At 44.5% G+C, this 15,950-nt stretch carries 14 protein-coding genes and 1 rRNA gene; all 15 read right to left on the reverse strand.

The genetic code is table 11. From position 1 onward, the window contains the following. Positions 1-105: ribosomal RNA gene (locus tag BA724_RS04345) — 16S ribosomal RNA — on the reverse strand; the annotation flags it as partial. Between the two features lie 309 nt (positions 106-414). Then, positions 415-1,899, reverse strand: a complete 1,485-nt coding sequence (gene lysS / locus BA724_RS04350; RefSeq protein ID WP_069937454.1) for a lysine--tRNA ligase — start codon at positions 1,897-1,899, stop codon at positions 415-417. Positions 1,900-1,913: 14 nt separating this feature from the next. Continuing rightward, the gene (dusB, locus tag BA724_RS04355; RefSeq protein ID WP_069937455.1) at positions 1,914-2,912 is read right to left on the reverse strand and encodes a tRNA dihydrouridine synthase DusB; all 999 of its coding nucleotides are present in this window, start codon (positions 2,910-2,912) and stop codon (positions 1,914-1,916) included. Next, positions 2,906-3,445 (reverse strand): 2-amino-4-hydroxy-6-hydroxymethyldihydropteridine diphosphokinase, encoded by a 540-nt coding sequence (gene folK, locus BA724_RS04360; RefSeq protein WP_069937456.1) that lies wholly within the window; start codon positions 3,443-3,445, stop codon positions 2,906-2,908. Before folK ends, dusB begins: the two co-directional genes overlap by 7 nt. Continuing rightward, positions 3,442-3,807 (reverse strand): dihydroneopterin aldolase, encoded by a 366-nt coding sequence (gene folB / locus BA724_RS04365; RefSeq protein WP_069937457.1) that lies wholly within the window; start codon positions 3,805-3,807, stop codon positions 3,442-3,444. Before folB ends, folK begins: the two co-directional genes overlap by 4 nt. Next, on the reverse strand, positions 3,800-4,621 hold the full coding sequence (gene folP, locus BA724_RS04370; RefSeq protein ID WP_069937458.1) for a dihydropteroate synthase: 822 nt from the start codon (positions 4,619-4,621) through the stop codon (positions 3,800-3,802). Before folP ends, folB begins: the two co-directional genes overlap by 8 nt. An 83-nt stretch (positions 4,622-4,704) precedes the next feature. Beyond that, positions 4,705-5,625 (reverse strand): cysteine synthase A, encoded by a 921-nt coding sequence (cysK, locus tag BA724_RS04375; protein WP_069937459.1) that lies wholly within the window; start codon positions 5,623-5,625, stop codon positions 4,705-4,707. Positions 5,626-5,769: 144 nt separating this feature from the next. Beyond that, complete coding sequence (gene hslO, locus BA724_RS04380) at positions 5,770-6,645, reverse strand: Hsp33 family molecular chaperone HslO (protein ID WP_069937460.1); 876 nt, start codon at positions 6,643-6,645, stop codon at positions 5,770-5,772. 13 nt (positions 6,646-6,658) lie between these two features. Further along, the gene (locus BA724_RS04385) at positions 6,659-7,423 is read right to left on the reverse strand and encodes a type III pantothenate kinase (RefSeq protein WP_069937461.1); all 765 of its coding nucleotides are present in this window, start codon (positions 7,421-7,423) and stop codon (positions 6,659-6,661) included. A 106-nt stretch (positions 7,424-7,529) separates the two neighbouring features. Continuing rightward, entirely contained in the window at positions 7,530-9,539 is a 2,010-nt protein-coding gene (gene ftsH, locus BA724_RS04390) for an ATP-dependent zinc metalloprotease FtsH (RefSeq protein ID WP_069937462.1), read from the reverse strand. A 105-nt stretch (positions 9,540-9,644) separates the two neighbouring features. After that, positions 9,645-10,199, reverse strand: coding sequence for a hypoxanthine phosphoribosyltransferase (gene hpt / locus BA724_RS04395; protein WP_141719870.1), 555 nt, complete (start codon positions 10,197-10,199; stop codon positions 9,645-9,647). A 23-nt stretch (positions 10,200-10,222) separates the two neighbouring features. Further along, a complete protein-coding gene (gene tilS / locus BA724_RS04400) occupies positions 10,223-11,584 on the reverse strand; it encodes a tRNA lysidine(34) synthetase TilS (protein WP_083256054.1) in 1,362 nt (453 codons plus the stop codon). Positions 11,585-11,615: 31 nt separating this feature from the next. Then, positions 11,616-12,506: a protein kinase domain-containing protein gene (locus BA724_RS04405; protein WP_069937464.1), complete on the reverse strand. Its 891-nt coding sequence runs from the start codon at positions 12,504-12,506 to the stop codon at positions 11,616-11,618. After that, complete coding sequence (locus BA724_RS04410; protein ID WP_069937465.1) at positions 12,490-13,191, reverse strand: VWA domain-containing protein; 702 nt, start codon at positions 13,189-13,191, stop codon at positions 12,490-12,492. The genes BA724_RS04405 and BA724_RS04410 overlap by 17 nt, the downstream gene beginning before the upstream one ends. A 53-nt stretch (positions 13,192-13,244) precedes the next feature. Further along, positions 13,245-15,698 carry a stage II sporulation protein E gene (gene spoIIE, locus BA724_RS04415; protein ID WP_069937467.1) on the reverse strand — a complete coding sequence of 818 codons (2,454 nt, stop codon included), beginning with the start codon at positions 15,696-15,698 and terminating at the stop codon, positions 13,245-13,247. Between the last annotated feature and the right edge of the window lie 252 nt (positions 15,699-15,950).

Consider the following 15,950-nt stretch of genomic DNA (forward strand, 5'->3'; position numbering starts at 1 on the left):
CCGCCGCTGACCTGAACGGAGCAAGCTCCGTCAAGTCCGCTCGACTTGCATTTATTAGGCACGCCGCCAGCGTTCGTCCTGAGCCAGGATCATACTCTCCAAAAAGTGTTTGACTTACTCAATTGTTTCTACATAAGATGACGGGCATCTTACAATAGAAGTTTCTTGCTTAAAACGTTGACGTTTTTATGATTTTGTTCAGTTTTCAATGTTCAATGCGTCATTTGCGACTTTAATATCTTAACATTTCTCACATGTTAATGTCAATCACTTTTTTGAAATGTTTTTTGATTTCGTTGTTCTATGTTGCTGACAACGAATATAAATATACCATCGTGTTTCATTGGAAGCAAGCTTTTTTTAAAAGTTTTTCAAAAAACAAAACCCCCGGCGTTTCCGCCGGAGGTTTGTTTATTAATCTTTATGTCTCATAAGCGGAAATAATAGTACGTCACGAATCGAAGGAGCGTTTGTTAAAAGCATAACGAGACGATCGATACCAATACCAAGTCCACCGGTTGGCGGCATACCGTATTCAAGGGCTTCGATAAAATCGTCGTCCATTTCATGCGCCTCATCGTTTCCTTGCTCACGTTCTTTCAATTGTGATTCAAAACGTTCACGCTGATCAATCGGATCATTTAATTCAGTAAATGCATTGGCATGTTCACGGCCAACAATAAATAATTCAAAACGATCTGTAAAGCGCGGATCAGTTGGATTCTTTTTGGCAAGAGGAGAAATCTCAACCGGATGTCCATAAATAAACGTAGGCTGAATAAGCTCTTCTTCTACTTTTTGTTCAAAGAATTCATTAATAATATGGCCAAATTGCATCGTTTCTTTATATTCAATTCCATGCTCTTTCGCAAGCGCCCGAGCTTCTTCATCGCTCATTTCTTTCCAAAAATCAACGCCAGTATATTCTTTTACAGCATCAACCATATGAAGACGGCGCCATTCAGGTTTTAGCTCTACTGTATATTCGCCGTACTCAATCGTTGTTGTCCCAATTACGTCTTGAGCTACATGAGCAATAACATTTTCAGTCAGACGCATAATATCCGTATAATCTGCGTACGCTTCATACAGTTCAATCATAGTAAATTCCGGGTTATGGCGTGTTGATACTCCTTCGTTACGGAATACACGGCCGATTTCGTATACTTTTTCCATTCCGCCGACGATTAGACGTTTTAGATGCAGCTCAATGGCAATCCGCATGTACAATTCCATATCAAGCGCATTATGATGCGTCACAAATGGACGGGCAGCAGCACCGCCGGCAATCGAATGCATCATTGGTGTTTCTACTTCTAGATAACCATTGTTATCTAGATAGCGGCGCATTGACTGGATAATACGGCTGCGCGCAATAAACGTTTTCTGGCTTTCCTGGTTCGTCATTAAATCTAAATAGCGCTGGCGATAGCGCTGTTCAATATCTTTTAACCCGTGGTGCTTGTCAGGCAATGGGCGAAGAGATTTTGTCAAAAAGACGTATTCAGTTGCTTTTACTGACAACTCTCCTACATTTGTTTTAAAGACTTTCCCTTTAACGCCGACAATATCTCCTAGATCTGTCGCTGTAAATAACTCATACTGTTCTTCCCCAACAGCATCTTTGCGTACATAGATCTGGATTTGTCCGCTTAAATCCTGCACGTGGGCAAATCCAGCTTTTCCCTTGCCGCGTTTTGTCATAATCCGTCCAGCGATCACCACTTCCGCTTCTTTTTCTTCAAGCTCTTCTTTTGAAAAAGAATCGAATTGGGCAGAAATGCTCTCTGCTGTATGGGTACGGTCAAACCGTTCGCCAAATGGGTCAAGGCCTTTTTCTTGCAGTGCCCGTAATTTTTCTCTTCTGACCAACAACTGGTCGTTTAATTCTTCACTCATTCCGTTCACTCCTATTAAACCGCCTGGATGGACGCTTCTTTTTCTTCTACTTCACTTACAAATGTTGTTAATAGCGTTGCAAGCTCTTCGCGTGTTTCGCATTTATTGACTTCTTTACGCACTTTGCCATTGCCACGGATTCCTTTTAAATACCACGCTGCGTGCTTTCTCATTTCACGCACAGCGACGTTTTCATTTTTCAGATCAATTAGGCGATCCAAATGGAGGAGGCATACATCGATTTTTTCACGTGGTGTCGGCTCTCCAATTAATTCACCTGTTTCAAGATATTGAACCGTTTGATAAATCATCCATGGGTTACCAAGCGCCGCGCGTCCGATCATAACTGCATCACAGCCTGTTTCATCGAGCATTCTTTTTGCGTCCTGAGGTGTTTGAACATCACCATTTCCAATTAGCGGAATGCTGATCGCCTGTTTTACCTCTTTAATGATATCCCAATTTGCATGGCCTTCGTACATTTGCACACGTGTCCGCCCATGAAGAGCAACCGCCTGGCCGCCTGCACGTTCAATAGCGCGGGCATTTTCAACTGCATAAATGTGGTCTTCATCCCAGCCCATACGCATTTTTACCGTAACCGGCTTATCAACCGCATCAACAACAGCAGATACCATTTCGTAAATTTTGTTCGGGTCAAGAAGCCATTTTGCTCCGGCGTCACATTTCGTAATTTTCGGAACCGGGCAGCCCATATTAATGTCGATAATGTCTGCATTCGTATTTTTATCCACGAAGCTTGCAGCTTGAACGAGTGATTCTCTTTCGCCGCCAAAAATTTGCAGGCTAAGTGGATTTTCACGCTCATCAATGTAAAGCATATTCATTGTTTTCTTATTTTGAGATACAATCCCTTTGTCACTGATCATTTCGGCACACACCATACCAGCACCAAACTCTTTGACTGTGAGACGGAAAGCGGAGTTGCATATACCAGCCATCGGTGCAAGCACTACCCGGTTTTTCAATTCAACCGGTCCGATATTTAACATGTATAATCACCTTTCTGTTTCCACAAGCGATAAAAGGCGTCCGCTGTTTTCCAAAGCTTGACGCCTTCTTTCCCTTGCACATTTTGCACATATTGTTCCAGGGGCAAACTTGTATCAGGAAGTTCAATCGCTGCATCTATTTCTGCCAGCGGGATAAGCACAAAAGCACGCTCATTCATCCGCGGGTGAGGAATAATAAGACTATCTGATTTAATATTGTCGTGATTATACAGTAAAATGTCAAGGTCTATTGTGCGGGGCCCCCAGCGAACGACCCGCTTTCGACCAAGCTCGTTTTCAATTTTCACGCAGACGGAAAGCAATTCATGCGGTTCAAGCGTTGTTTCTGCTTTTATCACGATATTAAAAAAAGACGGCTGATCGGTGAAGCCAACGGGATCTGTTTCATAAATGGAGGAAACCGCCGAAACATGGAGTTCTTTTTGAGCATTCAGGAGACTGACCGCTTCTTTTAACTGCGCTTCCCGGTCACCAATATTCGTGCCGAGTGATAAATAGGTGATGTTTTTCATTCTCCGCGTTCCCTCGTAATTTCAATGGCGACAAAATCATAATGCCCGGGAATTGGGGGATCCGGTTTAATTATTTTAACAGTGCAGGACTGAACGGATAAGAAACTCCCTAAAATACTTGCGGATATTTTTTCCGCCAATGTTTCAATAAGTTTTACTGGCTCTCCTTCCATGACGATTTTGCACGCATTATAAATGTCCGCATAGTTGACCGAATAGTCAAGGTTATCTGTTTTACCCGCTTTCTTCAGCGAAACGTTTAATGTAACATCAGCCCTGAACCGTTGTCCTAGTTTATTTTCTTCCGGAAATACACCGTGATACCCCCAAAACTCCATACCAGTTACATAAATTTTATCCACGCATTTGCTCCTTTCCTATTAATGCATCCATCATTTTCATCATTCTCGCAATTGGCTTCACGTCATGCACGCGCATAATGCAGCAGCCTTTTTGCGCCCCAAAGCAGCACGTCGCTCCCGTTCCTTCCATTCGTTCATTAACTGGCACATTCAACACGTAATCAATCATCCGTTTTCGTGACGTGCCGAGCAAAACCGGATACCCAAGCCCGACGATCCGGTCCAAATTTTGCATCATCTCGATATTTTGCTCCATTGTTTTAGCAAAGCCAATACCAGGATCTACGATAATTTGGTCATCCGCTACGCCTTCCTTTTTAGCAATCGTAATGCTTTCGTATAAATCATTTAAACAGTCTCTCATAAAATTCGTATAATTTATTTCTTCCCGGTTGTGCATTAAAATAATCGGCACTTGTTTTTCCGCAGCTACAGCGGCGATCTCCGGCTCTTTTTTTGCGCCCCAAATATCATTAATAATCGAAGCCCCTGCTTCTACCGCCGCTTCCGCTGTCCGCGCTTTAAATGTATCAATTGAAATCGGCACTTCTACAGCAGCAGCCACTGCTTCAATAACCGGAACGGTCCTGGTTATTTCTTCCTGGGCTGAAATTGGTGTGTAGCCAGGGCGCGTCGATTCTCCACCAATATCAATAATATGTGCGCCATCAAGCACCATTTGAACGGCATGACGGACTGCCGCTTCGGTCTCATCGTATCGTCCACCGTCTGAGAAAGAATCAGGCGTCGCGTTTAAAATGCCCATAACTTGCGTTTTATCTTGAAGGTTAAGTATGTAATTTCCTGCTTTCATTTCTTACCAGCACTCCTTTTCCCTCTCTTATTTTAACACGAAAAAAAGCCAGACTGCTTTATACAGTCTGGCTTTAGGCTGAATTAATCAAATTGGTAAAGCGGTGTGCTCAAGTAGCGTTCACCATTTGAAGGGAGAATCGCCAGCACTTTTTTACCTTTGCCAAGCTTTTCGGCCACTTGAATTGCAGCGGCGATAGCAGCACCTGATGAGATACCGCCAAGGATGCCTTCTTCACGCGCAACGCGGCGAGCTGTTTCGAATGCTGTGTCATTATCAATTTGAATGACTTCGTCATAAATTTTTGTATCAAGAATGGCTGGAACGAATCCAGCGCCAATCCCTTGAATTTTATGCGGTCCTGGTTTACCGCCTGAAAGAACCGGTGAATCTTTTGGCTCGATTGCAAAAATTTGCGCATGTGGCCATTTTTCTTTAATGACTTGTCCAGCTCCTGTAATCGTGCCGCCTGTACCAATACCAGATACGAATGCATCGAGCTCGTCGAACTGCTCCACGATTTCTTTTCCCGTTGTTAAACGGTGAATTTCAGGGTTTGCTTCATTTTCAAATTGCTGCGGGAGGAAATAGCCGTTTGCTTCCGCTAATTCTTTCGCTTTGCGGATGGCGCCGCCCATTCCTTCTGGTCCTGGTGTAAGAACAAGTTCCGCACCGTATGCGCGAAGCAGGTTGCGGCGCTCCATGCTCATCGTTTCAGGCATAACAAGAATCGCTTTATAGCCTTTTGCAGCTGCAATCATCGCAAGGCCGATTCCTGTGTTGCCGCTTGTTGGCTCAATTAATGTACCGCCCGGCTGTAAATTGCCTTTTTTCTCTGCCGCTTCAATCATAGCAAGCGCGATCCGGTCTTTTACACTGCTGCCAGGGTTCATGTATTCAAGCTTTACATAAACATCTGCACTGTTTTCACTTACAACGTTGTTTAATTTTACAACTGGTGTTTGACCGACTAAATCGGCTACTGAATTCGCTACACGTACCATTAATTTGTTACCTCCATTTTAAATGCCGAGTATTTTCATTGGTTATATAGAATTTACCAGCTTTTGATTGAAAAGTCAATTACTTTGATTAACTTCGAGACAGGCATGAAAAAAACCTGCCCACATGGACAGGTTTTTAAATATTTATGCTTCTTGCTTTAATTGCTCAAGCTCTTCTTCAGAAAAGTGGTATTTTTCATTACAGAAATGGCAATGGGCTTCCGCGCCATGATCTTCATCAATCATTTCCTGGATTTCCTGACGGCCCAGGCTAACGATCGCATTCCCAAACCGCTCTTTAGAACACGTGCAATTAAACTGAACCGGCATAGTTTCTAAAAACTTGACGTTTTCTTCACCAAGAATATAAATTAAAATTTGTTCCGGCTTCAGCCCGCGCTCAATGAGTTTTGAGATCGGATCCATTTTGGTAATGCGTTCTTCCAGGATGGTAATTGTAGCGTCATCCGTATTTGGCATAAGCTGAACAATAAATCCACCAGCCGCTAAAATAGTATTGTCAGGATTCACAAGCACGCCTACTCCAACAGAGGATGGAACTTGCTCGGAAACGGCGAAATAATACGTAAAGTCTTCACCAAGCTCTCCTGAGACGATCGGTGTCTGGCCGCTGAAATTTTCGCGGAGGCCCAGGTCTTTCACAACTGTGAGCATGCCATCTGTCCCAACAGCCCGGCGAACGTCCAGTTTTCCTTGCTCGTTTAAATCGAAGTGTGTTTGTGGACGTGTTATATAACCACGCACATTCCCATGTGCGTCGCTATCCGCAAGAATCGGTCCTGCTTCGCCGCCGCCTTCGATTTTCAAGGTGATTTTTTCATCGCCTTTCATCATGGCACCCATCATGACACCTGCTGTCATAGTGCGTCCCAGTGCTGCGGATGCCGTCGGCCATGAGGCGTGTCTTCTTTGTGCTTCACCGATTGTTTCCGTTGTATCTACTGCGTATGCACGCACCTGGTTATTAAAAGCCAATGCTTTCACTAAATAATCGCTCAAAATCCTCTTCCTTTCATATGTTTCGTTTATAAATCAGCAGAAGACCTTTTAATGTTAAATCCGGATCTACTATATCAATCATGCTGCATTCTTTGGCGATCAAGCCAGCCAGTCCGCCTGTAGCGATAACTGTAGCATCTGTATTAGATTCTTTTTTAATCCGGCTGACAATACCTTCTACCTGTCCAACATATCCATATAAAATCCCTGCCTGCATTGCTGAGACGGTATTTTTTCCTACTACAGTTTCCGGCCGTGTAATTTCAATGCGCGGCAGCTTTGAAGCACGAGTGTAAAGCGCTTCAGTGGAAATCCCAATTCCCGGCGCGATCAGTCCGCCCATGTAATGGCTGCTTTCATCAATGTAGCAGTAGGTTGTAGCTGTGCCGAAATCAACGATGATCAACGGCGTACCATATTCATGAATACCCGCTACCGCATTGACAATACGGTCCGCTCCAACCTCGCGTGGATTTTCGTATTTAATATTTAACCCCGTTTTCACACCCGGACCGACAACAAGCGGCTTCACGTGAAAGTACTTTTTACACATGCGCTCCAGTGCCGCCATAATTGGCGGAACAACAGAAGAAATAATGACACCTTCAATTTGTTCGAATTGCAGGCCATCGTGCTGAAACAAGCTTTTGATCATCATGCCGTATTCATCTTCGGTTTTATTCCGGTTCGTTTCAATGCGCCAGTGATGTTTCAACGTTTCCCCTTCGTATACACCGAGCACAGTATTGGTATTCCCTACATCCAGTACAAAAATCACCTTCACCACACCTGTCCGTCTAATTTTCGAGTTTTATCATAACATACCCGCCCAAAAAAGAAGAGAAAAGACGCCCGAAAAGAGTTCTTTTCGGGCGCCTTCTTTATTACGCTTTTGGCCCGCCGCTATTCGGTGGGTTTTGGAGATCGTCGCGTACCTCAGGTTCATCGGCAGCATCAGCCGGCAAGTTTGTCGTTTCTGTCGCTGGCGTTCCTTCCGTTTCCGCTGTTTCTCCTGTTTGTTCCGCATTGTCTTTCACAGGTTCACCATCTGTATCGCTATAGTTACGCTCAGGCAGTGTACCGTGATCCGATAAATGCTTAATTTGTGCTGCATCAAGTGTTTCAATCTCGAGGAGTGTGTTCGCGATGAGTTCAAGCTTATCGCGGTTCTCCGTTAAGATTTGCTTTGCTCTTGCATAACACTCTTTAATGATCGTCTGGATTTCCGTATCAATTTCATAGGCAATCCGGTCAGAATAATTTTGTTCGCTGTTAAAGTCACGGCCTAAAAATACTTGACCCTGAGACTGCCCAAACTGAAGCGGTCCGAGCTTGTCGCTCATTCCAAATTCAGTTACCATGCGGCGGGCAATGCCTGTCGCACGCTGGAAGTCATTATGAGCACCGGTCGATACTTCACCAAAAATAATATCTTCCGCAACACGGCCGCCTAGGAGACCGGTGATTTTATCCAAGAGTTCCGGCTTGGTCATAAAGTAACGGTCCTCTTTTGGAAGCATGACCGCATAGCCACCTGCTTGTCCGCGTGGCACAATCGTTACTTTATGCACGATATCCGCATCATCGAGAACAAGTCCGATGACTGTATGGCCCGCTTCGTGGAACGCGACAATTTTCCGTTCTTTCTTGGAAATGACGCGGCTCTTTTTCGCTGGACCGGCAATAACACGGTCTGTCGCTTCGTCGACGTCTGCCATGTCAATTTTCTTTTTATCAGTCCGGGCAGCAACGAGCGCGGCTTCGTTCAATAAGTTTTCTAAATCTGCACCCGAAAATCCAGGTGTCCGCTGCGCGATTGCTTTTAAATCAACAGATTCGTGGAGCGGTTTATTTCTGGCATGAACGCGAAGGACAGCTTCACGGCCCTTTACATCTGGACGGTCAACCGTAATTTGACGGTCAAAACGGCCTGGACGAAGCAGTGCCGGATCCAAAATGTCCGCGCGGTTTGTTGCTGCGATCATAATAATACCTTCGTTGGCGCTGAAGCCATCCATTTCAACGAGCAATTGGTTTAATGTTTGCTCGCGTTCATCATGGCCGCCGCCAAGTCCGGCGCCACGCTGGCGTCCGACTGCATCAATTTCATCGATAAAAATGATACAAGGCGCGTTCTTCTTTGCATTTTCGAACAAGTCCCGTACACGGGATGCACCGACACCGACGAACATTTCAACGAAGTCGGAACCACTGATCGAGAAGAAAGGCACACCCGCTTCGCCAGCAACCGCTTTTGCAAGCAATGTTTTACCAGTACCCGGAGGTCCTACAAGCAGAACCCCTTTTGGAATGCGAGCGCCAAGCTCCGAGAATTTACGCGGATCTTTTAAAAACTCGACGACCTCGACAAGTTCCTGCTTTTCTTCATCTGCTCCGGCTACATCATTAAACCGGACTTTTTTCTTTTCATCATTGTAAAGGCGCGCTTTACTTTTACCGAAGTTCATCACACGGCCGCCGCCGCCGCCTTGTGCCTGGTTCAGTAAGAAGAAGAAGAAAATAAAGATAATAAGGAATGGGATGATCGTTGTGAAAAACTGAACCCACCCGCTTGTTTCTTTGGCTGGAAGAACTTCCGCCGTTGTGTTTTGAGACGCCTCATTAATTTGGTTCAGCATCGTGTCGTTGCCTGTTACGTAAGCAACAAACACTTCACTTTCCTCTGCGCCTTTTAATTGACCGCGTATTTCATAAACACCGCGTTCAGGCTGAATCGTGAATTCTTCAACGTCATCCCCTTCAAGATATGTCAGGAATTCATTGTATGTGACATTATTCGTTGGTGCATTATTGTTGTTGAAATAGCTGACAACACCAATAATGACAAGAAAAACTAGTAAATAAAATATGGTGTACCGAAAAATTCTGTTCATCCCTTACCTCCTCCCGAGAAAAACTGACTATATGCAATGTTATCATACAAAAAGTTGGCGTTACAACTATTTAAACCTTCTTTTAGCCTATTCATTCTGATCGTTTTATTCCTCTTCCGCCACTGTGTAAATGGCTGGCTTCAAAACCCCAATATATGGAAGATTACGGTAGCGTTCTGCGTAATCCAGACCGTATCCTACAACAAATGCATCCGGCACAGTAAAACCGATCGTATCTGCTTTAATTTTCGCTTTCCGGCCGGTCGGCTTATCAAGAAGGGTAACAATTTTCACAGATTTTGCTTTCCGGTAATGGAAAAGCTCAGCCAGATAGCTTAATGTTAAACCACTGTCGATAATATCTTCAATGATCAGCACATCGCGGCCCTCTACTGACGTGTTCAAATCTTTTATGATTTTCACTTCGCCGGAAGAAACAGTTGAAGCTCCATAACTCGAAACGTCCATAAAATCTATTTCAAGATGGGTATCCACACGTTTTACCAAATCAGACATAAAAGGCATTGCACCTTTTAATACACAGACGAAAAGAGGAAAACGATCTTTGTACTCTTCTGTTAACTGAGCTCCAAGCTCTTTCACCTTTGCCTGTATTTCCTCTTCCGAAATCAATACTTCTTCAATATCGTTACGTAACAATAGATTTTCCTCCCAAAGTTGGTTCATTCCTTTTCATAAATCAACAGCAGCGGCCCGGCTCCTTCGTGAATCGATTTGCGGATTCCCGGTATCCAAAGAATCGTGCCATTCGCATCCGTTACGACCGGAATGTGATCACGGTATGCAAGCGGAACCTTTTCATCGATCAAAAGCCGTGCAAGCTTTTTCGAGCCATTCATTCCTTTCAGCTGAATCCGATCTCCATTCTGCCGCATCCGGATACAAATCGGAATAGGCATATCAGGCTTCAAGCGAAAACAGTCTGCTCCATCCGGACATTCCCTGCTGTTTGTCAGTGCAAATGTGCCGGCGCCCTGCCAGGACAGCCGATCTTCCACAAACAAAAGGTGCTGGTCGCGGTCCGGCTCATCATCCGTTTCGTAGGCAAAGACACACTGCTCGTTTATTTTGCGTACAGAAAGACGGGATGGAAGGTTTAATTTCCCAGATGGGGCGGTTGATTGAAGCATTTGTAAAATGTGTTGAATATGTAGAAAAGAAAACGCTGTTTTTCCATGATAAAGATAGTTTAATATTAGATGAATCGCCCTTTTTTGTAAAGGTAAAGGCACCTTCTGAAATGGTTCAATTTGCAGTAATACCGATTCTTGTTTCCAGATTGTCATATTCTTCATTTTCTCTTCGGCCATTGCCTGCAAAAAAAGTTCGTCTTCCTGCCGTTCTTCCGCAAAACGATAAATGTGTGCAGCCGCTTTCGGGTTTTCCTGCTTTAGAAATGAAAGAACTTGATGGCGGTACCTATTTCTCGTATACGTATCTTTTTGATTACTTGGATCTTCCCGATAAGGGATCAAATTTCCGATTGCATAATCAGCAATATCTTCTTTTGTGACCGTTAAGAATGGGCGGATAAGCTTTCCACGGGCAAACGGCCGAACAGCCGGCATGCCTGACTGTGTGTGCCCGCCCCGTGTCAGCTGCATCAAAACAGTCTCTGCCTGGTCATCCGCATGATGAGCCGTAGCCAGCTTATTGGCTTCCAGCTCGTCCATCCCTTTTTCAAAAAGAGCATACCGTACATGCCGGGCCGCTTTCTGAATACCGCTTCGTGAAAGATCCGCTTCTCTTTGGGCATCTGCCTGACTGCCGAAAAAAGAGATGCCTCTTTCCTTGCAAAACGATTCAACAAAACGCAAATCTTCATACGATTCGCCACCTCGAAGCATATGATCTACATGAATTGCACTGACAGAAATACCGAGCCTCGTTCGCTGTTTGTGCAGCAAAGAAAGAAGTGCCATCGAATCTACCCCTCCTGAGACCGCAACGGCCACATGATCTCCCCGTTCAATCATTCTTTTTTTTTCTATAAACCGCTTTACGTTTTCTTCAAAAAAATGCACCGCCCCTGCGCCGCCTCTCTGCTTTTTCTCTTTAGTGTAACAAAAACATGGTAAGGATGGCGGCAAAAGCACCCGCAAAAACCATCCATTTTTTTGAGAAAGGTCTTTTTCGCTTTCGGGTTCGCTTCATTGTGCTTTTTTTGGCAAAACAAAGAAGAAGCTCTTTTTTCATTGCCAAGGCACTATCATACTCATTGTTAAATGCTTTTATCAAAACGGGTGTAATTAATTGCAGGGCAGTTGATGATTGAACAATACCCTCCAGTTCAACTGGGCGACCGAGCGCTTTTTGAACAAGCTCTTTGTGCACAAGAGCGACGACAAGCACCGCAGCACCAAATAAATCATAAGAAGGCTCCGCTTTCCTCGTCCCAGCCTGCCATGACGCCCGGTCGTACAGCGTGGTATACTCTTTCACGGCCCGTCCAAACTTTGTAATCCCGCCTACATCCACTGCCCTTATCGTTCGTTCTCTGCTGGCTACAATAAAATTTTCAGGTTTTAAATCACCCATGACATTGCCGGACTTATGAAGCGGTTCAAAAAAGTTAAGCAGCCAAATAAGAAGGATAATCGCCCATTCTTTCTTTTTCTCTTTTATAAATGTATGAAGCATTGGCCCATTAATATACTCCATAATGTAGAACGGATAAATGCCGTCCTTTTTTTCTGCATCATCTGCTTCAATGAAAAAAGGGCCGGGAGATGTTCCCCTGACCCGCTCAAGTGCTGTCAATGCATTCGTCTCAGATGCAACCGAAGCGGAATCTGCAAATTTCAGCGCGGCCTGCCCGACTTTTCCCTTTACAAGATAAACAATGCCGTTCGCTCCGCGGCCAATTTCCCGTTCTACCTGCCATACATGTCCTGTCCACTTCCCTTTAATCAAATCACCCGGTCTTGCGTCATACCGATTTTTCATCGTATTCATCCATTTCCAAAAATGAAGAAAGTGCTTGTCTAATGGCTGGTCCTGTTGGTGTAATACCGCCGGATACAAGCTGCGGGAATGATTCTGCCAGTTTATTTGCATGAGTCGTCCAGCCAATCCGCTCTTCCGCCGCATTGTATTTCCCCGGAAATGTCCACAATGAAAAAGAAGAAGGACCGATCCGAGACTGCATTGTCATGGACAAATCATAAAGCGCTTCTTTAACGGCAGGCAGCTTCATTTTCATACTGGCGCTCATGTCAGTAAGCACAAGCAGTTCAAGCGCGGCTTCCTCACTAATATCTTCTACTTTTTCGGCAATCTCGCTTCTCACAGCCGGCGGCAATGATTCCACATTCGTTTCTTTATTCAAAATGCCTCGAAGTTCTTCATTGATAATGCTATAAATCGTACCGGTCATCGCCTGCCTTGTGACGTTAACAACTGTTTCCGACAAAGAAGCGGCTTGCACAATCCGGCTCTCGCCCCCGCCGGCTTTCGCAATTGCTTCAATTTCATCCAGCCCCGAATCACTGCCGCTGTCTTGAACAATGCCAATGACATTAACTGTGATGCCGCGCCGCCGGGCAAAAGCTGCCATCATTGCCGGGTCCTCTCCTGTATTCGAACAGCCATCCGTTAATAAAAGCAATTGTTTAATCGTACCCATGTTCATGAACGCCCCCGCCTTTCATTCGTTTTCTTCATATTCGACTGAAAAGAGCGATTTTATACAGCTCGTCGTCGTGTTGATCGTTTTTTTGTTTTTTCAGTCGGTTCAATATCATTCACAGGGATCGCTGCCCACTCCGGTACATTGTGTTCGATGCGCGCAACGCAAAGTGTCATGTCATCTTTTATTTCATTTGATTGTGTTCGGATCACTTCATCCATCAACAAATCAGCAAAGTCTTGAGGATCATTCGTTTCGATTGATTTAATTTTCCTCTTCATCCACATATCCGCATTTTCAATGAAATCTGGTCCTTCAAAAACACCATCACTCATCGTAATAAGCAAATCGCCTGACTTTAACTGTTCTTGAACCGTTTCGACTTCAAACTGCTGCAAAATACCGATTGGCACATTGCCCGCTTCTACTTTCAACACTTGATCGCCCCGTTTAATAAAACTTGGGGATGATCCGACTTTCAAAAATACAGTGCGCGCGTCTTGAAGGTCGATAATCGCTAAATCCAGTGTAGAAAACACTTCATCGTTCGTACGTAAAGATAAGATAGAGTTAATGGATTTAACCGCCATTGTTTCCTCGATGCCGGACTGTAATATTTGTTTTAACAAGCTGATGGTGGCACTGCTTTCATCATGCGCCCGTCCCCCGTTGCCCATTCCATCGCTGATCGCAAGAGCAAATTTCCCCGTTCCAATTTCAATAGCCGAAAAAGAATCCCCAGATATGAGGCCCCCGCCTTTAGCTGCATGGGCAAGCCCTGTCACGACCCGAAACGCTTTAGCGGAACGAAAAACAGTTCGGATGCCTGAACCATCATGCTGTTCATCAACAACAATGATGTACTCGTTCAGAAGGTCGGAAAGAATAGGTGCAATGATTTTTTCACTTTCTCCATGCCCTTTTGATTGAGGGACCGTCATTTCGATATCAACCGCTCCCTTTTGAACACTAAAAACACTAATATCTGTAATTTCCATGCCGAAGGATTCAATTGCTGTTGTAATTTTTTCTTCTTGCGAAATGTGAGTCTCTTCTTCGCGCTTCATCTCTCCTGCAAAATCTCTCATTACTTTTGAGACGCCTTCAAGCTGATCGGCGACAATTTTCCGGCTTTCTTTCATTTGCTGTTTCAGCTTCTTATTCGCCCGGTAATATGTCAGCTGCGAACGAATTTCTGCTTCAACACGGGCAGGACGGAAACAGTACTGTTCCAGTTCTTTAGCTAAATGAGGAGAAAGCGATTCAGTCCCTGCATCTGCATCTTCTAATATGTTTTTCATCAGCTTGTATGTTTCATCAAATTGGTACGCCCAGCACTGTTCTTTCTTAAAGCATGTCTGACATGTTTTTTCGGTAATGCCGCTTAAAAACAAATCCACTTCCCGTTCGGCTGTCTCGTGTTGATCATCAGACTGTGAAAAACTGCCGGAAAGCGCATCAAACAAATCCGAAAACTGTTCCATTCGATTGGCTGTTACATCTCGTACTTTTCGCAAATACCGCTGCTGTTCAATTGAATGCTCTGTCGTACCCGGTATTAATTTCGACAGATGGTCTGTCCATGTTTTTGGCGTTAAGCATAATAAAATGGCCGCTGCTGCTGATTCATATAAAGTAGACATATTTGTCAGGCTTCCTTCTCCATAAAAACCAGCCAGCACTGTTGCCGTCATCAAGCCGGCGATCGCACCGCCACGTTTCCATTCTTTAAATAAGCCTCCCAGCAAACCAGCGAATGCCAGAATGCTCATTTCATGAAAATCATTGACACCGGCCAAGCTTAAAATAAGGCCGCTGACAACACCAGCTGCGGATCCGAATGCCGCCCCAGATAAAAAAGAAATTGCCGTAACCAAATATCTTGCCGCAATATGATCTGCTTCCAGACCACCGATGACCCAGCCAGCCATACCTGTTGCCGCGGAAGCGAAAACAATCAATAAACTGATCCATTCTTCCGTTTTTAGCGTCCGAATTCGTCCAGACAGGGATAAAAACGGCATACACTGCATAAAGATAAGCGTCAGAATGAAGGCAAGTGAAGCTTCTACCGCCGCGAGCACTAAATCATACGCAGGCATAAATTCCGACCCATTTAACACATAGGAAAGAATACTTTTCACGGCGAGCGTCGTAAAAAAGACGAAAAAAGGAATAGGCGCCGTTTCTCCTTTATGAAGCGTCCGAAATATCCTGTGAATAAGAAGAAAACAAAACAATAAGGCGAAGGCACTCGATGCCTGAATCGGTGATATTGAAAGCGCTCCCGCTAATACAGCTAAAAATACTCTCGGCGCCACTTCTTTTTTCAGCATAAATACTGCGGCAAAAAAGGAAAGCGCAAATGGCGATAATTGTGAAAGCAGCAACGCTCGTCCAAATAAAAAGCCGGCCGGCACCAAAATCCATCCGCGATCGAGCAGTATAAAGGCCGTTTTCCCCGCAAATCCCTTTCCCCACTCTTGGCCCAGAACCCCTTCTCCCGTCATTTCCAGCTCTGCTCTTTGCACAATACCACTCCTTTTTTATCGATACCGAGAAGTATAAAAGATCAATTGCCCAAACTTTGTCAAACGAAGGAAAAACAGAAAAAAAATCGTTCGACAAAATTATAACGAATATTTATTAAAAATATTGTTGACTTTTTTTCAACCCGCCGTTATTATAGATTTTGTGCTGTTACAGACAAACACAATTTGGCGGTGTAGCTCAGCTGGCTAGAGCGTACGGTTCATACCCGT

The organism is Domibacillus iocasae (assembly GCF_001750285.1).
GTDB lineage: Bacteria > Bacillota > Bacilli > Bacillales > Domibacillaceae > Domibacillus > Domibacillus iocasae.

What these genes read in the sequence shown, in the direction of transcription:
- lysS (WP_069937454.1), bottom strand. Translation starts at nt 1,899, where the DNA reads ATGAGTGAAGAATTAAACGACCAGTTGTTGGTCAGAAGAGAAAAATTA.
- dusB (WP_069937455.1), bottom strand. Translation starts at nt 2,912, where the DNA reads ATGTTAAATATCGGACCGGTTGAATTGAAAAACCGGGTAGTGCTTGCA.
- folK (WP_069937456.1), bottom strand. Translation starts at nt 3,445, where the DNA reads ATGAAAAACATCACCTATTTATCACTCGGCACGAATATTGGTGACCGG.
- folP (WP_069937458.1), bottom strand. Translation starts at nt 4,621, where the DNA reads ATGAAAGCAGGAAATTACATACTTAACCTTCAAGATAAAACGCAAGTT.
- cysK (WP_069937459.1), bottom strand. Translation starts at nt 5,625, where the DNA reads ATGGTACGTGTAGCGAATTCAGTAGCCGATTTAGTCGGTCAAACACCA.
- ftsH (WP_069937462.1), bottom strand. Translation starts at nt 9,539, where the DNA reads ATGAACAGAATTTTTCGGTACACCATATTTTATTTACTAGTTTTTCTT.
- BA724_RS04405 (WP_069937464.1), bottom strand. Translation starts at nt 12,506, where the DNA reads ATGAAAAATCGGTATGACGCAAGACCGGGTGATTTGATTAAAGGGAAG.
- BA724_RS04410 (WP_069937465.1), bottom strand. Translation starts at nt 13,191, where the DNA reads ATGAACATGGGTACGATTAAACAATTGCTTTTATTAACGGATGGCTGT.
- spoIIE (WP_069937467.1), bottom strand. Translation starts at nt 15,698, where the DNA reads ATGACGGGAGAAGGGGTTCTGGGCCAAGAGTGGGGAAAGGGATTTGCG.